General features: G+C 68.6%; 30 protein-coding genes and 1 pseudogene. 1 reads left to right on the top strand and 30 read right to left on the bottom strand.

Annotated features, from left to right (window positions below):
• Positions 1-77: 77 nt before the first annotated feature.
• The 4 genes from glmM to ACGF5T_RS00945 all read right to left on the bottom strand — a co-directional run bounded on the left by glmM (position 78) and on the right by ACGF5T_RS00945 (position 4107).
• Positions 78-1436, bottom strand: a complete 1359-nt coding sequence (gene glmM, locus ACGF5T_RS00960) for a phosphoglucosamine mutase (protein WP_356601773.1) — start codon at positions 1434-1436, stop codon at positions 78-80.
• A 249-nt stretch (positions 1437-1685) separates the two neighbouring features.
• Positions 1686-2198, bottom strand: a complete 513-nt coding sequence (rpsI, locus tag ACGF5T_RS00955) for a 30S ribosomal protein S9 (RefSeq protein ID WP_052839842.1) — start codon at positions 2196-2198, stop codon at positions 1686-1688.
• 42 nt (positions 2199-2240) lie between these two features.
• Positions 2241-2684, bottom strand: a complete 444-nt coding sequence (gene rplM, locus ACGF5T_RS00950; protein ID WP_003974239.1) for a 50S ribosomal protein L13 — start codon at positions 2682-2684, stop codon at positions 2241-2243.
• A gap of 208 nt (positions 2685-2892) precedes the next feature.
• Positions 2893-4107, bottom strand: a complete 1215-nt coding sequence (locus ACGF5T_RS00945; RefSeq protein ID WP_361012770.1) for a glycosyltransferase 87 family protein — start codon at positions 4105-4107, stop codon at positions 2893-2895.
• 74 nt (positions 4108-4181) lie between these two features.
• Here ACGF5T_RS00945 and ACGF5T_RS00940 point away from each other — a divergent pair, with 74 nt between their 5' ends.
• Complete coding sequence (locus ACGF5T_RS00940) at positions 4182-5075, top strand: hypothetical protein (RefSeq protein ID WP_361012773.1); 894 nt, start codon at positions 4182-4184, stop codon at positions 5073-5075.
• A gap of 62 nt (positions 5076-5137) precedes the next feature.
• On the opposite strand, the gene truA is transcribed toward ACGF5T_RS00940, so the two are convergent.
• From truA to rplV, 26 genes and pseudogenes are all read right to left on the bottom strand, one after another.
• Positions 5138-5992: a tRNA pseudouridine(38-40) synthase TruA gene (truA, locus tag ACGF5T_RS00935; protein ID WP_356601766.1), complete on the bottom strand. Its 855-nt coding sequence runs from the start codon at positions 5990-5992 to the stop codon at positions 5138-5140.
• A gap of 68 nt (positions 5993-6060) precedes the next feature.
• Positions 6061-6558 carry a 50S ribosomal protein L17 gene (rplQ, locus tag ACGF5T_RS00930; RefSeq protein WP_356601764.1) on the bottom strand — a complete coding sequence of 166 codons (498 nt, stop codon included), beginning with the start codon at positions 6556-6558 and terminating at the stop codon, positions 6061-6063.
• 192 nt (positions 6559-6750) lie between these two features.
• Positions 6751-7773, bottom strand: a complete 1023-nt coding sequence (locus ACGF5T_RS00925; protein WP_003966937.1) for a DNA-directed RNA polymerase subunit alpha — start codon at positions 7771-7773, stop codon at positions 6751-6753.
• 142 nt (positions 7774-7915) lie between these two features.
• Entirely contained in the window at positions 7916-8320 is a 405-nt protein-coding gene (gene rpsK, locus ACGF5T_RS00920; RefSeq protein WP_003948617.1) for a 30S ribosomal protein S11, read from the bottom strand.
• A gap of 64 nt (positions 8321-8384) precedes the next feature.
• Positions 8385-8765, bottom strand: coding sequence for a 30S ribosomal protein S13 (rpsM, locus tag ACGF5T_RS00915; protein ID WP_003974244.1), 381 nt, complete (start codon positions 8763-8765; stop codon positions 8385-8387).
• Positions 8766-8959: 194 nt separating this feature from the next.
• Positions 8960-9073: a 50S ribosomal protein L36 gene (gene rpmJ, locus ACGF5T_RS00910; RefSeq protein WP_003974245.1), complete on the bottom strand. Its 114-nt coding sequence runs from the start codon at positions 9071-9073 to the stop codon at positions 8960-8962.
• Positions 9074-9141: 68 nt separating this feature from the next.
• The gene (infA, locus tag ACGF5T_RS00905; protein ID WP_003948620.1) at positions 9142-9363 is read right to left on the bottom strand and encodes a translation initiation factor IF-1; all 222 of its coding nucleotides are present in this window, start codon (positions 9361-9363) and stop codon (positions 9142-9144) included.
• Between the two features lie 149 nt (positions 9364-9512).
• Positions 9513-9671: pseudogene (locus ACGF5T_RS00900) on the bottom strand (type I methionyl aminopeptidase); the annotation flags it as partial.
• A gap of 104 nt (positions 9672-9775) precedes the next feature.
• Positions 9776-10612 (bottom strand): type I methionyl aminopeptidase, encoded by an 837-nt coding sequence (map, locus tag ACGF5T_RS00895; protein WP_361012778.1) that lies wholly within the window; start codon positions 10610-10612, stop codon positions 9776-9778.
• 130 nt (positions 10613-10742) lie between these two features.
• Positions 10743-11396, bottom strand: a complete 654-nt coding sequence (locus ACGF5T_RS00890; protein ID WP_356601759.1) for an adenylate kinase — start codon at positions 11394-11396, stop codon at positions 10743-10745.
• Entirely contained in the window at positions 11396-12709 is a 1314-nt protein-coding gene (gene secY / locus ACGF5T_RS00885) for a preprotein translocase subunit SecY (RefSeq protein ID WP_356601757.1), read from the bottom strand. The genes ACGF5T_RS00890 and secY overlap by 1 nt, the downstream gene beginning before the upstream one ends.
• Positions 12710-12951: 242 nt before the next feature.
• Positions 12952-13407 carry a 50S ribosomal protein L15 gene (rplO, locus tag ACGF5T_RS00880; RefSeq protein ID WP_043381011.1) on the bottom strand — a complete coding sequence of 152 codons (456 nt, stop codon included), beginning with the start codon at positions 13405-13407 and terminating at the stop codon, positions 12952-12954.
• A gap of 2 nt (positions 13408-13409) precedes the next feature.
• A complete protein-coding gene (gene rpmD, locus ACGF5T_RS00875; RefSeq protein ID WP_003974250.1) occupies positions 13410-13592 on the bottom strand; it encodes a 50S ribosomal protein L30 in 183 nt (60 codons plus the stop codon).
• 2 nt (positions 13593-13594) lie between these two features.
• Positions 13595-14200 carry a 30S ribosomal protein S5 gene (rpsE, locus tag ACGF5T_RS00870; protein WP_004927232.1) on the bottom strand — a complete coding sequence of 202 codons (606 nt, stop codon included), beginning with the start codon at positions 14198-14200 and terminating at the stop codon, positions 13595-13597.
• A gap of 43 nt (positions 14201-14243) precedes the next feature.
• On the bottom strand, positions 14244-14627 hold the full coding sequence (rplR, locus tag ACGF5T_RS00865) for a 50S ribosomal protein L18 (RefSeq protein WP_121748663.1): 384 nt from the start codon (positions 14625-14627) through the stop codon (positions 14244-14246).
• 3 nt (positions 14628-14630) lie between these two features.
• Positions 14631-15170 (bottom strand): 50S ribosomal protein L6, encoded by a 540-nt coding sequence (gene rplF / locus ACGF5T_RS00860; protein ID WP_053135632.1) that lies wholly within the window; start codon positions 15168-15170, stop codon positions 14631-14633.
• Between the two features lie 24 nt (positions 15171-15194).
• Positions 15195-15593, bottom strand: coding sequence for a 30S ribosomal protein S8 (rpsH, locus tag ACGF5T_RS00855; RefSeq protein WP_026248232.1), 399 nt, complete (start codon positions 15591-15593; stop codon positions 15195-15197).
• A 209-nt stretch (positions 15594-15802) separates the two neighbouring features.
• Complete coding sequence (locus ACGF5T_RS00850; RefSeq protein ID WP_003948630.1) at positions 15803-15988, bottom strand: type Z 30S ribosomal protein S14; 186 nt, start codon at positions 15986-15988, stop codon at positions 15803-15805.
• Between the two features lie 5 nt (positions 15989-15993).
• A complete protein-coding gene (gene rplE / locus ACGF5T_RS00845; protein ID WP_356601753.1) occupies positions 15994-16551 on the bottom strand; it encodes a 50S ribosomal protein L5 in 558 nt (185 codons plus the stop codon).
• Positions 16551-16874 carry a 50S ribosomal protein L24 gene (gene rplX / locus ACGF5T_RS00840; protein ID WP_003974256.1) on the bottom strand — a complete coding sequence of 108 codons (324 nt, stop codon included), beginning with the start codon at positions 16872-16874 and terminating at the stop codon, positions 16551-16553. Before rplX ends, rplE begins: the two co-directional genes overlap by 1 nt.
• A 2-nt stretch (positions 16875-16876) precedes the next feature.
• A complete protein-coding gene (gene rplN, locus ACGF5T_RS00835) occupies positions 16877-17245 on the bottom strand; it encodes a 50S ribosomal protein L14 (RefSeq protein WP_030831680.1) in 369 nt (122 codons plus the stop codon).
• A 97-nt stretch (positions 17246-17342) separates the two neighbouring features.
• Positions 17343-17630 carry a 30S ribosomal protein S17 gene (gene rpsQ, locus ACGF5T_RS00830; protein WP_356601751.1) on the bottom strand — a complete coding sequence of 96 codons (288 nt, stop codon included), beginning with the start codon at positions 17628-17630 and terminating at the stop codon, positions 17343-17345.
• Complete coding sequence (gene rpmC / locus ACGF5T_RS00825; protein WP_003998824.1) at positions 17630-17854, bottom strand: 50S ribosomal protein L29; 225 nt, start codon at positions 17852-17854, stop codon at positions 17630-17632. The genes rpsQ and rpmC overlap by 1 nt, the downstream gene beginning before the upstream one ends.
• Positions 17854-18273: a 50S ribosomal protein L16 gene (gene rplP / locus ACGF5T_RS00820; RefSeq protein WP_004927269.1), complete on the bottom strand. Its 420-nt coding sequence runs from the start codon at positions 18271-18273 to the stop codon at positions 17854-17856. Before rplP ends, rpmC begins: the two co-directional genes overlap by 1 nt.
• 5 nt (positions 18274-18278) lie before the next feature.
• On the bottom strand, positions 18279-19118 hold the full coding sequence (rpsC, locus tag ACGF5T_RS00815; RefSeq protein WP_053135626.1) for a 30S ribosomal protein S3: 840 nt from the start codon (positions 19116-19118) through the stop codon (positions 18279-18281).
• A complete protein-coding gene (rplV, locus tag ACGF5T_RS00810) occupies positions 19118-19465 on the bottom strand; it encodes a 50S ribosomal protein L22 (RefSeq protein WP_003974262.1) in 348 nt (115 codons plus the stop codon). The genes rpsC and rplV overlap by 1 nt, the downstream gene beginning before the upstream one ends.
• Positions 19466-19472: the final 7 nt, after the last annotated feature.

The raw sequence follows: 19472 nt of genomic DNA, 5'->3' as shown, positions 1-19472 counted from the left end.
GGCGCGGCCTGGCGCCCCGCCCGGAGGAACGCGAAGGGGCGGCCCGAGGGCCGCCCCTTGCGTCACGTACGGTTCCGCTAGCCCAGCGCGGACTTCACCGCGTCGGCCAGCCGGCCCGCCACCGACCGCGCCTGCTCGATGTCCGCGGCCTCGACCATGACCCGCACCAGCGGCTCGGTCCCCGACGGACGCAGCAGTACCCGGCCGGTGCTGCCCAGCTCCCGCTCGGACTCCGCGACGGCGGTCGCCAGCTCCGCGGAGGTCGTCACCCGCGACTTGTCCACGTCCGGCACGTTGATCAGCACCTGCGGCAGCCGCTCCATCACCGACGCGAGGTCCTGGAGGGTACGGCCGGTCTGCGCGACCCGCGCCGCCAGCATCAGCCCGGTCAGCGTGCCGTCGCCGGTGGTGGCGTGGTCGAGGATGATGACGTGCCCGGACTGCTCGCCGCCGAGGGCGTAGCCGTTGGCCTTCATCTCCTCCAGGACGTACCGGTCGCCGACGCCGGTCTGCACGAACCGGATGCCCTCGCGCTCCATGGCGAGCTTGAAGCCCAGGTTGGACATGACGGTCGCCACGACGGTGTCGGAGCGCAGCGCCTCGCGCTCCCGCATCGCCAGCGCGAGCACGGCCAGGATCTGGTCGCCGTCCACCTCCGCGCCGGTGTGGTCCACGGCCAGGCAGCGGTCGGCGTCGCCGTCGTGCGCGATGCCCAGGGCGGCGCCGTGCTCGATGACGGCGGCCTTGAGCAGGTCGAGGTGGGTCGAGCCGCAGCCGTCGTTGATGTTGAGGCCGTCCGGCACGGCACCGATGGTGACGACCTCGGCCCCGGCCCGCGCGAACGCCTCGGGCGAGACCCGGTGGGCCGCGCCGTGCGCCTCGTCGAGGACGATCTTCAGCCCGTCGAGGCGGTTCGGCAGGACGCCGACCAGGTGGGCGACGTACTGGTCGAGCCCCTCGTCGTAGTCCCGCACCCGCCCCACGCCGCCGCCGGTCGGGCGCTCCCAGGGGGCGCCCGTGCGGTGCTCGGCGTACACGGACTCGATGCGGTCCTCCAGCTCGTCGGCGAGCTTGTGGCCGCCGCGGGCGAAGAACTTGATGCCGTTGTCGGGCATCGCGTTGTGGCTCGCGGAGAGCATGACGCCGAGGTCGGCGCCGAGCGCTCCGGTGAGGTGGGCCACCGCGGGCGTCGGCAGCACGCCGACCCGCAGCACGTCCACACCGGCGCTGGCCAGACCGGCGACCACGGCCGCCTCCAGGAACTCCCCGGAGGCGCGCGGGTCACGGCCGACCACGGCCGTCGGCCGGTGTCCGGCGAAGGTGCCCGCCTCGGCCAGTACGTGCGCCGCGGCGACGGAGAGCCCGAGCGCCAGCTCGGCCGTCAGATCCGCGTTGGCGACACCGCGCACGCCGTCCGTGCCGAAGAGTCGTCCCACTTGTCCTCCTGAGGAAACGTCAATTCCGGGAGCCGGCCGCAAGTGCGGCTCACACGGGGTCGGCTCCCGTGGCCACGGCCGCGCTTCGCGACGCACCGCCCGACCATCCGATCACACAAGCCTTAGAGCGCCTGAACGTCTGAACGTCTGAACGTCTTGTGCCGTTATACGCCCAACGACGGGGATAAACGAACGCCCCGGCAGCACAGTGGCGTGCCGCCGGGGCGTTCGGAGTACAGGCAGCGAAGCTTAGCGCTTGCTGTACTGCGGAGCCTTGCGGGCCTTCTTCAGACCGGCCTTCTTCCGCTCGACCGCGCGGTCGTCGCGGCGCAGGAAGCCGGCCTTCTTGAGGGCGCCGCGGTTGTTGTCCACGTCGGCCTCGTTCAGGGCGCGGGCGACACCGAGACGGAGCGCACCGGCCTGGCCGGAGACGCCGCCACCCGCGATGCGGGCGATGATGTCGTAACGGCCTTCCAGCTCGAGCACCTTGAAGGGCTCGTTGACTTCCTGCTGGTGCACCTTGTTCGGGAAGTAGTCCTCGAGGGTGCGGCCGTTGATCTTCCACTTGCCGGTGCCCGGGACGATCCGGACACGGGCGATGGCGTTCTTGCGACGGCCCAGGCCGGCGGCCGGCTGGGGCTCGCCGAAGGCGGAGGCCATGGACTCCGAGGTGTACTCGCCCTCGACGGGCACCTCGGACTCGGTGGTGTAGCTGTCGATGTCGATCTCTTCGAGCGGCTGCTCGGCAGTGGTCTCGGCCACGATGCTCCTCAGATTCTGTTCAGTCTTAGGGGGTGGCCGGAACTACTGCGCGACCTGGGTGATCTCGAACGGCTGCGGCTGCTGCGCGCCGTGCGGGTGCTGGTCACCCTTGTAGACCTTCAGCTTCGAGAGCATCTGACGGCCCAGGGAGTTCTTCGGGAGCATGCCCTTGATGGCCTTCTCGACGGCCTTCTCCGGGTTCTTGTCCAGGAGCTCGTCGTAGCGCACGGAGCGCAGACCGCCCGGGTACCCGGAGTGGCGGTACGCCATCTTCTGGGTCCGCTTGTTGCCGGAGAGGTGCACCTTGTCGGCGTTGATGATGATGACGAAGTCACCGGTGTCGACGTGGGGCGCGTAGATCGGCTTGTGCTTGCCGCGCAGGATGGAGGCCGCAGTGGTGGCCAGACGACCCAGGACGACGTCCTGAGCGTCGATGACGTGCCACTGGCGGGTCACATCGCCGGGCTTGGGGCTGTACGTACGCACGGTTCGTAGCCTTCGCTTCTTCAGTGAGTGGTCCTGACATTGGTCACCGAAGACGATCACGACAGCCCTGACCGCACTGCGGTGACGCATACCGCGTGCTGGTCGCTGGTCATCGGTCCCGGTGGACCGGTGTAAGGGCCCCTCACGTGAGAATGAGCAAGCCAATACACATACGACTGTGCAGAATACCCGGGGTCCCACGGCCGGGTCAAAACGGAGCCGCGGGGGCCCGCACGGGCACCGTCGCCCGCCCGGTGACCGCGTGATCGTCGCCGTCCACCGTACCGGCCCCGGACCGCCGGGCGACCGCCACCGCCAGCACGCACAGCGTGAACGCGTCCTTGAAGGCCCGCCGCTGCCCCGACTCCAGCCAGGGCCACGTCAGCCCCGGCAGCTGGGGCACCAGGGCGATCCAGAACCAGGGCCCCCGGGCCACCGCACCGGCGTACGGCAGCCCGGCGAGCAGCAGCGGCAGGACGACCAGCAGGTAGTGGTCGTAGGAGGGCCGGGAGACGAGGAACGCCGAGAGCATCAGGCCCGCGGCGGTCTCGGCGAGCCGCGCCGGTCCGGGGTCGGCGCGGCGCCAGCGGGCGTACGCGCACAGCACCCCCGCACCGGCGGCGGCCACCGCCGCGCCCTGGGCGAGCGCCCCGGGCACCCCGAGCCGGGGCAGCACGGCGGCCGGGGAGGCCTCGTAGAGCCGTACGAAGCCGTCGTCGCCGTGGAGCAGGAAGGGCAGGGTGCGGGTGACGAAGCCCGCCGGGTCGGGCATCAGCAGCGCGGCGGCACCGCAGGCGAGCGCGGGCACCGCACCGGCCGCCGCCAGCGCCCGCCACCGCCCGGCGAACAGCAGGAGCAGACACACGGGCGCGAGCAGCGGCTTGAGCGCCACCGCGGCACCGATGACCGCGCCCGCCGCCGTCCACCGACCGCGCCCGGCCAGCAGCAGGGCCAGCGGCAGGGCCACCGCCGCCGTCACGGTCCAGTTGCCGAGGCGCACCAGGTGCCCGAAGGGAGCGAAGCCCGCCGCGAGCCCGGTCAGCCCGAGGACCGCGAACCGGCTGCGCAGGGGTACCCGGTGCAGCCGCAGCGCGGCGGCCCAGGCCAGCGCCAGCAGGACCGTCACCGCGCACGGCGCCAGCACCCGCAGCACGCCCGGGGGCAGCAGCGCCTGCGGGGCGGCGGCGAGCACCGCGCTCGGGAAGTAGAGGAAGTGGGGATCGTCGTACGGGGAGCCGCCGGCCAGCCAGGTGCGGGCGGCCCGCACGACGATCGCGTTGTCCATCCCGCCGTCCGCGCCGTCGGGGGTCACGCGCGCCGCGTGCGCCACGGTGACCGCCAGCACCGTCCCGAGCACCGCCCACAGATGCCCGCTCGCCGGTCGTACCAACCACCCGGAGATGTCGTTTTTGCCCGTCCGCATGGACGGAACGCTAGGCGCTGCAAGGCGCCGGGAGCCGCACCAGCACGCCCCGCGGCCCGTCTAAGATGCGGCCCATGAGCTTTGGGCAGGGGGGACCTCAGTCGCAGTGGGATCCCTGGAAACCGCAATCGCAGCAGCCGCAGCAGCAGCCCTGGAAGAGTGGCGACGGCGACAACTCCCCGGACTGGGCGGCCCTCGCCGAGGCCTCCGAGGCCCGCGCCAAGCGGCGCCGGCTGCTCTTCATCGGCGGCGGCGCGCTGGCCACCGTGGCGATCGCCGGTGCCGTCGCCGTGGCGGTGGTCTCGGCCAACGGCTCGGGGCAGGCCTCGGACAGCCCCTCCTCGCAGCTCCCGGCGACGGCCGACATACCCAGCGCGACGGACGCGACCCCGTCCTTCGCCCCGACCAGCGCCCCGCCGCCGCTCGACCCCAAGGACTTCATCGCCGGCGCGAAGAAGGACAAGGCCCCGCTCAGCCCTGACCTGCTCTTCTCGGGCACGCAGCTGACCATGGGCGAGACGGTCTACAAGAAGGGCCCGACGGCCGACACCCGCACCTGCGGCTCCGCGGCCCAGAAGACGCTGCCGAAGGTGCTGGCCGACAACGACTGCACCCGCCTGATGCGCGTCACCTACACCGTGGGCGACACCGCGGTGACGGTCGGCGTCGCCGTCTTCGACACCGAGGCCAAGGCCCTCGCGGCCAAGCGGCAGGCCGACAAGAAGAGCATCGTCCGCTCCCTGTCCGGCGGCGGGGTGAAGTCCTTCTGCACCGGCGCCGTCTGCCGCTCCACCACCAACTCCTACGGCCGCTACGCCTACTTCACCCTCGCCGGCTTCACCAACGGCAAGGACGTGACGGAGAAGACCACGGAGGTCTTCCGCGCCGGCGACGACCTGGCCGAGTTCACCTTCCGCCAGATCCACCGGCGCGGCGAGGCGCAGGCCTCGGCGGCGGCCGCGGGCTGACCCCGGCGGGGCCGCCCCACGACGCCGGCCCCCGGGGGCGCCTCATGGCGCCCCGCGCCCGGTCAGCAGCAGCCGGCCCCGGGCAGGGAGCGCCGGTTGCGCGCCTCCTTGTTCCGGGCCGCCAGCAGCTCGTCCGCCGGGTAGCCGACCTCCTCCAGCGTCAGCCCGTGCGGCCGTACGACGTGCACGGCCGAGTCCCGTACGCCGGCGGCGAGCACCTTCGCCGGCCAGTCGGGCGTGCGGTGGCCGTCGCCGACGAAGAGCAGCGCCCCGATGAGGGAGCGCACCATGTTGTGGCAGAAGGCGTCGGCCCGCACGGTGGCCGTGACGATCCCGTCCTCTCCGCGCACCAGGCTCAGCTCCTGGAGGGTGCGGATGGTGGTGGCCCCCTCCCGCTTCTTGCAGTAGGCGGCGAAGTCGTGCTCCCCCAGCAGCCCGCGGGCGGCCTCGTTCATGGCGTCCACGTCGAGCGGCCAGTCGTGCCACAGGACGTGCCCGCGCAGCAGCGGGTCGACGCCACCGGGGTTGTCGGTGACCCGGTAGGCGTAGCGCCGCCAGACGGCGGAGAAACGGGCGTTGAAGCCGTCGGGCGCCTCCCGGAGGGCCCAGACCCGCACGTCCCTGGGCAGCCGCCCGGCGAGCCGCTTGAGCAGCTTCTCGTGGTGCTCGGCCCACACCGCGTGCGGCAGGTCGACGTGCGCGACCTGACCGCGCGCGTGCACGCCCGCGTCGGTCCGCCCCGCCACTGTCAGCTCGTACGTCTCCCGCGACCGCGTCACGGTCCGCAGCGCGTCCTCGATCTCGCCCTGGACGGTCCGCCGCCCGCCGGCCTGCTTGGCCCAGCCGGAGAACTCGGCCCCGTCGTAGGACAGGTCCAGCCGCACCCGGACGTGTCCGGCCTCTACTTCGTCACTCACCCGGAGATCCTCTCAGCAACGCGAAAGCGGGCCCGCCCCTCGAAAGGGACGGGCCCGCGGCAGAACGCTTACGCGTCCTTCGACTCCTCGGCGGCGTCGTCGGCCTTGGTCGTGTCGACCTTGGTCTCGGCGGCCTCGGTGGTCTCGGCGTCCTTGGCGGAACGCTTGGTGGCGGCCTCGGCCTCACCGGTGGCCTGCTGCGCCACGGTCAGCGCCTCGACCAGCTCGATGACGGCCATGGGCGCGTTGTCACCGCGGCGGTTGCCGACCTTGGTGATCCGGGTGTAGCCACCGGGACGGTTCTCGTAGCGCGGGCCGATCTCGGTGAAGAGCGTGTGGACGATGCTCTTGTCCGTGATCACCTGGAGCACCTGACGGCGGTTGTGAAGGTCGCCCTTCTTCGCCTTGGTGACCAGACGCTCGGCGTACGGACGCAGCTTGCGCGCCTTGGCCTCGGTGGTCTTGATCTTGCCGTGCTCGAAGAGCGACTTCGCGAGGTTCGCGAGGAGCAGCTTCTCGTGCGCGGCGCTGCCGCCCATACGGGCACCCTTGCTGGGCTTCGGCATGGTGTTTCTCCTAGGTGTCTGCCCCGGCCGTATCAGGTACCGAGGTCAGTATCCGAGCAGGCGGTCGCCTGTCGGAGATCCGGGGCGCCGTTGCCGGCGCCCCGGAGGGTCCGCGCCCCAGAGGGGCGCGGGGAACTGCGCGACCAGCCACGCCGGACCGGCAGCCGCAGTACGGCCCTCCTCGCGGAGCGCTCAGTACTGCTCGGTCTCCACGAACCCGGCGTCCGCGTCGTCGTCGGCGCCGAAGGCGTCCGCGGCGGCGGTCGGGTCGAAGCCGGGAGGCGAGTCCTTCAGCGCCAGGCCCATGCCCGCGAGCTTGGCCTTGACCTCGTCGATCGACTTCGCACCGAAGTTGCGGATGTCGAGCAGGTCCGCCTCGGAACGGGCCACGAGCTCACCCACGGAGTGGATGCCCTCGCGCTTGAGGCAGTTGTACGACCGAACGGTGAGCTCCAGCTCCTCGATCGGCAGCGCCAGATCGGCGGCGAGCGCGGCGTCCGTCGGGGACGGACCCATGTCGATGCCCTCGGCGTCGATGTTCAGCTCGCGGGCGAGACCGAACAGCTCGACCAGGGTCTTGCCGGCCGACGCCATGGCGTCGCGCGGACGCATGGCCTGCTTCGTCTCGACGTCGACGATCAGCTTGTCGAAGTCGGTCCGCTGCTCGACACGCGTGGCCTCGACCTTGTACGTGACCTTCAGGACCGGCGAGTAGATCGAGTCGACCGGGATGCGCCCGATCTCCTGACCGACCTGCTTGTTCTGGACGGCGGAGACGTAGCCGCGACCGCGCTCGACGGTCAGCTCCATCTCCAGCTTGCCCTTGCCGTTGAGCGTGGCGAGGACGAGGTCGGGGTTGTGCACCTCGACACCGGCCGGGGGCGCGATGTCGGCGGCGGTGACCAGACCCGGGCCCTGCTTGCGCAGGTACATCACGACCGGCTCGTCGTGCTCCGAGGAGACGACCAGCTGCTTGATGTTGAGGATCAGGTCGGTGACGTCCTCCTTGACGCCCGGCACGGTGGTGAACTCGTGCAGGACACCGTCGATGCGGATGCTGGTGACAGCAGCGCCGGGGATCGACGAGAGGAGGGTGCGGCGGAGGGAGTTGCCGAGGGTGTAGCCGAAGCCCGGCTCCAGCGGCTCGATGACGAACCGGGAGCGGAACTCGTCGACGACCTCTTCGGTCAACGAGGGACGCTGAGCGATCAGCATGTGGTGTTCCTTCAGTCAGGGGCGCCCGCTATTTGACGCCCGACCAGTACTGCAAGGGTACGGGCGATACGGCCCTGAGGAGCCGTACCGCCCGGAAACCCTGGTGAAGCGAGATCAGACGCGTCGGGAGTGACGCGACGGATCAGACGCGACGACGCTTCGGCGGACGGCAGCCGTTGTGCGGCGTCGGGGTGACGTCCTGGATCGAGCCGACCTCGAGGCCGGTCGCCTGGAGCGAACGGATGGCGGTCTCACGACCGGAACCCGGGCCCTTGACGAAGACGTCGACCTTGCGCATGCCGTGCTCCTGCGCGCGACGGGCAGCCGACTCGGCGGCCATCTGCGCGGCGAACGGCGTGGACTTCCGGGAACCCTTGAAGCCGACGTGGCCGGCGGAGGCCCAGGAGATCACGTTGCCGGTCGGGTCCGTGATGGACACGATCGTGTTGTTGAACGTGCTCTTGATGTGCGCGTGGCCGTGAGCGACGTTCTTCTTTTCCTTGCGGCGCACCTTCTTGGCAGCGCCCTGACGACCCTTGGGGGGCATGTCGTTCTCCTACGGGAGGTGGTCGGTCCTACAGCGAAGACCGCTGATGAGCGTCCGCTGAGGACTACTTCTTGCCCGGCTTCTTCTTGCCGGCGATCGCGCGACGCGGACCCTTGCGGGTACGGGCGTTCGTGCTGGTGCGCTGACCGCGCACGGGCAGGCCACGACGGTGACGCAGACCCTGGTACGTGCCGATCTCGACCTTGCGGCGGATGTCGGCCTGGACCTCGCGACGGAGGTCACCCTCGGTCTTGATGTTGTTGTCCACGTACTCGCGGATCGCGACGAGCTGCTCCTCGGAGAGGTCGCGGACGCGGGTGTTCGGGTCGACGCCGGTCGCGGCCAGCGTCTGCTGCGAAAGCGTCCGGCCGATGCCGAACACGTAGGTGAGGGCGATCTCCACGCGCTTTTCGCGCGGGATGTCGACACCGGAAACGCGTGCCATTCAATGGCTCCTGGTGATCTTCGGAGGTCTTCCACAGGACCGGCTCCCCGTCCGCCGTACTAGGTACGGACAAGGTCCCCGGCCTCCGAACCGGGGGTGTCGGGCACGCGTGCCCGGGTCCTGCGTATGAACAATTCAGCTCGCGTCGCGCGAATCCCTGCGAGAAAGATGCAGAGGGTTCGGTCGGTCGAACGTCAGCCCTGGCGCTGCTTGTGGCGCGGGTTGTCGCAGATGACCATGACCCGACCGTGACGGCGGATCACCCTGCACTTGTCGCAGATCTTCTTGACGCTCGGCTTGACCTTCATGGGTGTGAGGTTCTCCGGGTCAGTTGCCGGCGGACCCGCGCGAGAGCCGCGCGGGACGTGGGCAAGATCTACTTGTACCGGTAGACGATCCGGCCACGCGTCAGGTCGTACGGAGACAGCTCCACCACGACCCGGTCGTCAGGGAGGATGCGGATGTAGTGCATACGCATCTTGCCGCTGATGTGTGCCAGGACCTGGTGGCCGTTCTGGAGCTCCACCTTGAACATGGCGTTCGGAAGAGACTCGACGACAGTGCCTTCGATCTCGATGGCACCTTGCTTCTTGGCCACGCTTCGCCCTTCGAATCGACTACCTTGATCGACCCCCGTACGCCGTACGAGCGCATGCAGACATGCGGGTGCACGAGAGCCGACGCGTCAGTCTACGTCAGTACACCCGGAAAGGCGAAACGGGGAAGTCTGCCCCGGGAGGGTGATCGTCATGCCAGCGGGTCCGGAGCCGCCGTGACACCCAGCTCGGCCAGCTTCGCCCTGCCACCGTCCGGCGACGTCAGGACCAGCGGACCCCCCTCGGTCAGGGCCACCGAGTGCTCCCAGTGCGAGGACCACGTGCCGTCGGTCGTGATGACCGTCCACTCGACCGATCCCCCACGCCCCCCTCGCGGGCTCGGCGCCGGGAGCGCCTCACAGGCTTCGAGCGGCTGCGCCGGCCTCCGACCGGCGGACGGACTCAAGGCCGTCGTCATGCCAGCGGGTCCGGAGCCGCCGTGACACCCAGCTCGGCCAGCTTCGCCCTGCCACCGTCCGGCGACGTCAGGACCAGCGGACCCCGCTCGGTCAGGGCCACCGAGTGCTCCCAGTGCGAGGACCACGTGCCGTCGGTCGTGATGACCGTCCACTCGTCCTCCAGCACCTCCGTGCGCGGGGTACCGAGGGAGACCATCGGCTCGATGGCCAGGCAGAAGCCGGGGACCAGCTTGGGGCCCTTGCCGCGCCGGCGGTCGACGTAGTTCAGCAGGTGCGGGTCCATGTGCATCTCGGTGCCGATGCCGTGGCCGCCGTAGTCCTCGATGATCCCGTACTTGCCGCCGCCGGGCTTGGGCTGGCGGCGGATGTAGGTCTCGATGGCCCGGGAGACGTCCACGAGCCGGTTGCCCTGCTTCATCGCCGCGATGCCCGCCCACATCGACTCCTCGGTCACCCGGGAGAGCTCGACCAGCTCCGGGGAGTGACCGGAGCCCACGAAGGCCGTGTAGGCCGCGTCGCCGTGCCAGCCGTCGATGACCGCGCCGCAGTCGATGGAGATGACGTCGCCGTCCTTGAGGACCACGTCGTCGGAGGGGATGCCGTGGACGACGACCTCGTTCACGGACGTGCAGATCGTCGCCGGGAAGCCGCCGTACCCGAGGAAGTTCGGCTTGGCGTCGTGCTCCGCGAGCACCTTGCGGGCGACCTGGTCCAGGTCCTTGGTGGTGGCGCCGGGCACGGCGGCCTCGCGCGTGGCCGCGTGGATGGCGGCGACGACCAGCCCCGCCTCACGCATCTTGGCGATCTGCTCGGGGCTCTTGATCTGCACCATGGGGGCTGCGGCCTTTCTGGACCTGGGGAGGGCGGGGAACGCTTCCAACGATACGGGGCGGTGACCACCCCGTCCCACAGCTCAGCCGCGGCCCTCGGGCGAGGGACCGCGGCTGATCCGTGAGGAAGAACTACTTGTCGCGCTTGAGCGCCTCCAGCGCACGGCCGGTGACCTCGTCCACCGGGCCCATGGCCGAGATGGTGACGACCAGACCCTGCGCCTTGTAGTAGTCGATGATCGGCTCGGTCTGCGTGTGGTAGACCTCGAGCCGCTTGCGCACCGTCTCCTCGGAGTCGTCGTCGCGCTGGTACAGCTCGCCGCCGCAGACGTCGCAGACGTCGTCCCGCTTCGACGGGGTGTACGTCACGTGGAAGACGTGCGCCGAGTTGTTGCGGCACACGCGCCGGCCGGCGATCCGCTTGACGACCTCGTCCTCCGGGGCCTCCAGGTCCAGCACCGCGTCGAGCGTCATGTCCTCGGTCTCGAGCAGCTCGTCCAGCGCCTCGGCCTGGGAGACGTTGCGCGGGAAACCGTCCAGCAGGAAGCCGCCCTCGGCGTCGGGCTGCTCCATCCGGTCCTTCGCCATGGCGATGGTGACCTCGTCCGGGACGAGGTTTCCGGCGTCCATGTAGGACTTGGCGAGCTTGCCCAGCTCGGTCTGCTGGCTGATGTTCGCGCGGAACAGGTCACCCGTGGAGATGTGCGGGATGTGCAGCGTCTCGGCAAGGCGGGTGGCCTGCGTTCCCTTTCCAGCACCCGGCGGCCCGACGAGGACGATTCGCATCAGCGGAGGAACCCTTCGTAATTGCGCTGCTGGAGCTGGCTCTCGATCTGCTTCACCGTTTCAAGACCCACACCCACGATGATCAGGATGCTGGTCCCGCCGAACGGGAAGTTCTGGTTTGCCCCGAAACCGGCCAACGCCATTGTCGGTACGAGAGAGATCAGGCCCAGATACAGCGAACCCGGCCAGGTGATCCGGTTGAGTACGTAGCTCAGATACTCAGCGGTCGGTCGGCCAGCCCGGATGCCCGGGATGAACCCACCATACTTCTTCATGTTGTCCGCGACTTCCTCGGGGTTGAACGAGATCGCCACGTAGAAGAAGGCGAAGAAAACGATCAACAGGAAGTACAGAACGACGTGCGGCGCCGCCTCCGGATCCGCCAGGTTCTTCTGGATCCAGGTGGCCCAGCCCGCGGTCGAGCCGGAGAACTGGACGATCAGGGCCGGGATGTAGAGCAGCGACGAGGCGAAGATGACGGGGATGATGCCCGCCTGGTTCACCTTGAGCGGGATGTACGTCGACGTGCCGCCGTAGGAACGGCGGCCGATCATGCGCTTCGCGTACTGCACCGGGATGCGACGCTGCGCCTGCTCGACGAAGACGACCAGGCCGACCATCACGAAGCCGACGAGCATCACCGTGCCGAACTCGATCCAACCGTCGGCCAGGGTGCCCTCCTGCTTGATGGCCCACAGGGCGGAGGGGAAGGTCGCGGCGATCGAGATGAACATCAGGATCGACATGCCGTTGCCGACACCGCGGTCCGTGATCAGCTCGCCGAGCCACATGACGGTGGCGGTACCGGCGGTCATGGTGATCACCATGACGACGGTGGTGAAGATCGCCTGGTCGGGCACGATCTGACCGGCGACGGTGCACCCGGAGAACAGGGCGCCGCTGCGGGCGGTGGCCACCAGGCCGGTGCCCTGGAGGATGGCGAGCGCGATGGTCAGGTAGCGCGTGTACTGCGTGATCTTCGCCGTGCCCGCCTGGCCCTCCTTCTTCAGGGCTTCCAGGCGCGGGATGACCACGGTCAGCAGCTGCAGAATGATGCTCGCCGTGATGTACGGCATGATGCCGAGCGCGAAGACCGTGATCTGCAGCAGGGCGCCGCCGCTGAACATGTTCACCAGGCCGAAGATGCCCTGGTTGCCGGACGCCTGGTCCACGCACTCCTGGACGCTCTTGTAGTCGACGCCTGGGATGGGGATGTGGGTACCGAGCCGGTACACCACGATGATGCCGAGCGTGAAGAGCAGCTTCTTGCGCAGGTCGGGCGTCTTGAACGCCCGGGCGAACGCGGTGAGCACGGTGCCTCCTGCGACCCCCGCGCTACTGCGTCAAGGGTGACGGTCTTGAGGATTCGACTGACGACTAAGTAAGTAACGGTCAACTGCCGCCCAGGGTGCCCCATGTGACGCACCCGTGAAAGAGGGCAGCGCAGGCCACCTTACCGGCGGGAGTACTTTCCTTGGAACGACCAACCGGGGATACCCCTTTTGTGGGGCATCCCCGGTCGGGATCGCTCATGTCATCGAGACGCCTGAAGGGTTCAGACGAGCTCGGTGACGGTACCGCCGGCGGCGGTGATCTTCTCCTTGGCGGAGCCGGAGACGGCGTCGACCGTCACCTGCAGCGCCACGGAGATCTCGCCCTGGCCGAGGACCTTGACGAGGCTGTTCTTGCGAACGGCACCCTTGGCCACCAGGCCCTCGACGGTGACCTCGCCACCCTCGGGGTACAGCGCGGCCAGCTTGTCGAGGTTCACGACCTGGAACTCGGTCTTGAACGGGTTCTTGAAGCCCTTCAGCTTCGGGAGACGCATGTGGAGGGGCATCTGGCCACCCTCGAAGCGCTCCGGAACCTGGTAACGGGCCTTGGTGCCCTTGGTACCACGACCGGCCGTCTTACCCTTCGACGCCTCACCACGACCCACACGGGTCTTGGCGGTCTTGGCGCCCGGGGCGGGACGGAGGTTGTGGATCTTGAGCGGGTTCTGCTCACCCATGATCAGTCGACCTCCTCGACCGTCACGAGGTGGCGGACGGTGTGCACCATGCCGCGGAACTCGGGGCGGTCCTCCTTGACGACCTGCGTGTTGATGCCCTTGAGACCAAGGGAACGCAGGGTGTCACGGTGGTTCTGCTTGCTGCCGATGTAGGACTTGACCTGCGTAATCTTGAGCTGCGCCATGATTACGCACCCGCCCCGGCACGTGCACGGAGAAGAGCCGCGGGGGCGACGTCCTCGAGGGGCAGACCACGGCGAGCCGCGATCTCCTCGGGACGCTGCAGGCCCTTGAGGGCCTCCACGGTCGCGTGCACGATGTTGATCTGGTTGTCGGAGCCGAGCGACTTCGACAGCACGTCGTGGATACCGGCGCACTCGAGCACGGCGCGCACCGGACCACCGGCGATCACGCCGGTACCGGGGGACGCGGGCTTGAGCAGCACGACGCCGGCAGCCTTCTCACCCTGGATGGGGTGCGGGATGGTGCCCTGGATGCGGGGGACCTTGAAGAAGTGCTTCTTGGCCTCCTCAACACCCTTGGCGATGGCGGCCGGCACCTCCTTGGCCTTGCCGTATCCGACACCCACGGTGCCGTCACCGTCGCCCACCACGACCAGCGCGGTGAAGCTGAAGCGACGACCACCCTTCACAACCTTGGCAACGCGGTTGATCGCGACGACGCGCTCAACGTAAGCGGTCTTCTCGGCGGCAGCTGCGCCGCCGTCACGGCCCTTCCGGTCCCGCCGCTCGCCGCCACCGGCACCGCCACCGCGGCGCTGGGGTCCAGCCATTGGAATTACCTCTCTCTGTTTCCGCTAGCGATACGGAACCGGCTCAGAACTTCAGTCCGGCTTCGCGGGCGGCGTCCGCCAGGGCGGCGATGCGCCCGGCGTACTGGTTACCACCACGGTCGAACACGACGGCCTCGACACCGGCGGCCTTGGCGCGCTCGGCGACCAGGGCACCGACCTGCTTGGCCTGCGCCGACTTGTCCGCCTCGCCACCACGGATCGAGGTGTCCAGGGTGGACGCCGACGCAAGGGTGTGACCCTTGAGGTCGTCGATCACCTGGGCCACGATGTGGCGGTTCGAGCGGGTAACGACCAGACGGGGACGCTCCGCCGTACCCGAGAGATTCTTGCGAATCCGGATGTGACGGCGCTTGATCGCGGCGCGCTTGTAGGCGTCGCCCTTGAGGATCTTCTGTCCGTATGCCATGGCTTACTTACCCGCCTTTCCGACCTTGCGGCGGATGACTTCGCCCTCGTACTTGACGCCCTTGGCCTTGTACGGGTCGGGCTTGCGCAGCTTGCGGATGTTGGCCGCAACCTCGCCGACCTTCTGCTTGTCGATGCCCTCGACCGAGAAACGGGTCGGGGACTCCACCTTGAAGGTGATGCCCTCGGGGGCCTCGACCAGGATCGGGTGGCTGTAGCCGAGGGAGAACTCCAGGTTCGAACCCTTGGCGAGCACGCGGTAACCGACACCGCTGATCTCGAGCTTCTTCACGTAACCCTGGGTCACGCCGGTGATCATGTTCGCCACCAGCGTGCGGGACAGGCCGTGCAGGGCCTTGCTCTGACGCTCGTCGTTGGGGCGGGTGACGCTCAGCACGCCGTCCTCACCCTTGGCGATGTCGATCGGCGCCACGACGGTGTGAGTCAGCGAACCCTTGGGGCCCTTGACCGAGACCGTACGGCCGTCGATGGTGACGTCCACGCCGGCGGGAACCGCGATGGGGAGCTTGCCGATGCGCGACATAGCTGTTTCCTCCGTTCCCTTCCGCTACCAGACGTAGGCGAGGACTTCTCCGCCTACGCCCTTCTTGCCGGCCTGCTTGTCGGTGAGGAGCCCGTGGGACGTGGAGATGATCGCCACGCCGAGGCCACCCAGCACCTTGGGCAGGTTGGTGGACTTCGCGTACACCCGGAGACCGGGCTTGGAGATCCGCTTGATGCCCGCGATGGAGCGCTCACGGTTCGGGCCGAACTTCAGCTCGAGGACGAGGTTCTTGCCGACCTCGGCGTCCTCGGTCTTCCAGCCCGTGATGAAGCCCTCCTGCTGGAGGATCTCCGCGATGTGAGACTTGATCTTGGACGCCGGCATCGTCACGGAGTCGTGGTACGCCGAGTTCGCGTTCCGCAGACGCGTAAGCATGTCTGCGATCGGATCAGTCATGGTCATGAATTGGCCTTCGGCCTCTCTCGCCGGGGTTTCCTGGTGCGCCATCCCTCTCCCCGATCCGAGACGGGACGGGTGCGGCGCGGTGGACCTACGGCGTAGTAAGTCGTACGGGCGGCAGACGCCCAACCCCACAAGCCTAAGGCATGCGGAGCCGGGCCCCTGCCGACCCAGATGCTTACCGAGAGTCTGAATAACCCGGAATTACCGGATTACCAGGAGCTCTTGGTCACGCCCGGCAGCTCTCCACGGTGAGCCATCTCACGAAGGCACACGCGGCAGAGGCCGAACTTGCGGTAGACGGAGTGCGGACGGCCGCAGCGCTGGCAGCGCGTGTAGCCGCGGACACCGAACTTGGGCTTGCGAGCAGCCTTGGCAATCAGAGCCTTCTTCGCCATCTCGCTCACGCCTCCTTGAAGGGGAAGCCGAGGTGACGAAGGAGCGCGCGGCCCTCAGCGTCGTTGGTCGCCGTGGTCACCACGGTGATGTCCATACCCCGGGTGCGGTCGATCTTGTCCTGGTCGATCTCGTGGAACATGACCTGCTCGGTGAGACCGAAGGTGTAGTTGCCACGGCCGTCGAACTGCTTGGGGGACAGACCGCGGAAGTCGCGGATGCGCGGCAGCGCGAGCGACAGGGTGCGGTCCAGGAACTCCCACATGCGGTCGCCACGGAGCGTGACGTGGGCACCGATCGGCTGGCCCTCACGCAGCTTGAACTGCGCGATGGACTTGCGGGCCTTGGTGACGGCCGGCTTCTGGCCGGTGATCGTGGTGAGGTCCTTGATGGCACCCTCGATCAGCTTGGAGTCGCGGGCGGCGTCGCCCACACCCATGTTGACCACGATCTTGACGAGGCCGGGAACCTGCATGACGTTCTCGTAGGAGAACTCCTCACGCAGCTTGCCCGAGATCTCCTCGCGGTACTTCGTCTTGAGACGCGGAGTGGTGGTGGTAGCCATCAGATGTCCTCACCCGTCCGCTTGGCAACGCGAACCTTGTTGCCCTCGTCGTCGAAGCGGTAACCGACGCGCGTGACGACCTTGTTGCCGTCCTTCTCCACGACCAGCTGGACGTTGGAGACGTGGATCGGGGCCTCGGTGGTCACGATGCCGCCGGCCTGCGAACCGCGAGCGGTCGGCCCGGCCTTGGTGTGCTTCTTGACCCGGTTGACACCCTCGACCAGGACGCGGTCCTCGCGGGGGAAGGCCGCGATGACCTTGCCCTGCTTGCCCTTGTCCTTACCGGTGATGACCTGGACCAGGTCGCCCTTCTTGATCTTCATGCTCACAGCACCTCCGGCGCGAGGGAGATGATCTTCATGAACTTCTTCTCGCGCAGCTCACGGCCCACCGGGCCGAAGATACGGGTGCCGCGGGGGTCGCCGTCGTTCTTCAGAATGACGGCGGCGTTCTCGTCGAAGCGGATGTACGAGCCGTCCGGACGGCGGCGCTCCTTGACGGTGCGAACGATGACCGCCTTGACGACGTCACCCTTCTTCACGTTGCCACCGGGGATCGCGTCCTTGACGGTGGCGACGATGACGTCACCGATACCCGCGTAGCGGCGGCCCGAGCCACCGAGCACACGGATGCAGAGGACTTCCTTCGCACCCGTGTTGTCGGCGACACGAAGCCGCGACTCCTGCTGGATCACGTCTATCTCCTGATTGTCTGCCGGTTCCCCGGGAGCCGCTCAGCGAGCGGCTCCCGGAGCCTGGCGGAACTGACCTGCGGGGTGATGCCGCAGGAAATTACTTGGCCTTCTCGAGGACCTCGACGACGCGCCAGCGCTTCGTCGCGGACAGCGGCCGGGTCTCCATGAGGAGGACGCGGTCGCCGACACCCGCGGCGTTCTGCTCGTCGTGGGCCTTGAGCTTGCTGGTACGGCGGATGACCTTGCCGTACAGCGCGTGCTTGACGCGGTCCTCGACGGCGACGACGACGGTCTTGTCCATCTTGTCGCTGACGACAAGACCCTCGCGGGTCTTGCGGAAGCCGCGTGCTTCGGTGTTGGTCTCAGTCACGTTGCTCTCGCTCATCAGGCGCTCTCCACCGTCTCGATGCCCAGCTCGCGCTCACGCATCAGGGTGTAGATCCGCGCGATGTCCTTGCGGACGGCCTTGAGCCGACCGTGGTTCTCGAGCTGACCCGTCGCCGCCTGGAAGCGGAGGTTGAACAGCTCTTCCTTGGCTTCGCGGAGCTTCGCCAGAAGCTCCTCGTCACCCAGTTCGCGCAGCTCGGACGCCTTGGTACCGGCCGACATCACGCTTCACCTGCCTCGCGCTTGACGATCCGGCACTTCATCGGCAGCTTGTGGGCCGCACGAGTCAGCGCCTCACGGGCGATCTTCTCGTTGGGGTAGGACAGCTCGAACATGACCCGGCCCGGGTGCACGTTCGCGATCCACCACTCGGGGGAACCCTTACCGGAACCCATGCGGGTCTCGGCGGGCTTCTTCGTGAGCGGGCGGTCCGGGTAGATGTTGATCCAGACCTTGCCGCCACGCTTGATGTGGCGGGTCATCGCGATACGGGCCGCCTCGATCTGGCGGTTGGTCACGTACGCCGGCGTGAGGGCCTGGATGCCGTACTCGCCGAACGCGACCGTCGTACCGCCCTTGGCCTGACCACGGCGCTTCGGGTGGTGCTGCTTGCGGTGCTTGACCCTACGGGGGATCAGCATGTCGGTCAGGCCTCCGTTCCGGTGCTCTCAGCCGGAGCGGCAGCGGCGGCGGGAGCGTCGGCCTTGGGGGCCTCGGCAGCCGGCGCGGACTGCTGCTGCGGCTTGCGACCGCGACCGCCACGCTCGCCACCGCGGCCACCACGGGCCGGGCGGTCGTTGCCACCACGGGCCGGGCGGTTGCCGGCGCGGGCAGCGGCGTTCTCGGCGCGGACCTCGGCGATGTTCTTGACGTCGCCCTTGTAGATCCAGACCTTCACGCCGATGCGGCCGAAGGTCGTCTTGGCCTCGAAGAAGCCGTAGTCCACGTTCGCGCGGAGCGTGTGCAGGGGCACACGGCCCTCGCGGTAGAACTCCGAGCGGGACATCTCGGCGCCACCGAGGCGGCCACCGCACTGGATCTTGATGCCCTTGGCGCCGGCCTTCATGGTGCCCTGCATGCTCTTGCGCATGGCACGACGGAAGGAGACGCGGGAGGAGAGCTGCTCGGCGACGGCCTGGGCCACCAGCTGAGCGTCCGTCTCCGGGCTCTTGACCTCGAGGATGTTCAGCTGGACCTGCTTGCCGGTCAGCTTCTCCAGGTCACCGCGGATGCGGTCGGCCTCGGCGCCGCGGCGGCCGATGACGATGCCCGGACGGGCGGTGTGGATGTCCACCCGCACGCGGTCACGGGTGCGCTCGATCTCGACCTTGGAGATGCCGGCGCGCTCCATGCCGGACGTCATCATCCGACGGATGGCGACGTCTTCCTTGACGTAGTCCTTGTACAGCTTGTCGGCGTACCAACGCGACTTGAAGTCGGTGGTGATGCCGAGCCGGAACCCGTGCGGGTTTACCTTCTGGCCCATTACCGGGTTCCTTCCTTGCTGCTGACGACCACGGTGATGTGGCTGGTCCGCTTGCGGATCCGGTAGGCGCGGCCCTGGGCGCGCGGCCGGAACCGCTTCAGGGTCGGGCCCTCGTCGACGTAGGCCTCGGAAATGAAGAGGCTGTCGGCGTCGGTGTGGTCGTAGTTGTGCGCGGCGTTGGCGATGGCGCTGTCCAGCACCTTGCCGACCGGCACGCTCGCGGCCTGCGGGGCGAAACGCAGGACCGCCTGAGCCTCCGTGGCATCCATGCCACGGATGAGGTCCACCACGCGGCGGGCCTTCATGGGCGTGACGCGGATGTACCGCGCCTGGGCCCTGGCTTCCATGGTTGTC

The sequence above is a fragment of the Streptomyces sp. NPDC047853 genome, from assembly GCF_043204535.1.
Taxonomy (GTDB): Bacteria; Actinomycetota; Actinomycetes; order Streptomycetales; family Streptomycetaceae; genus Streptomyces.
This window is presented reverse-complemented; position numbering and strand designations above follow the sequence as displayed.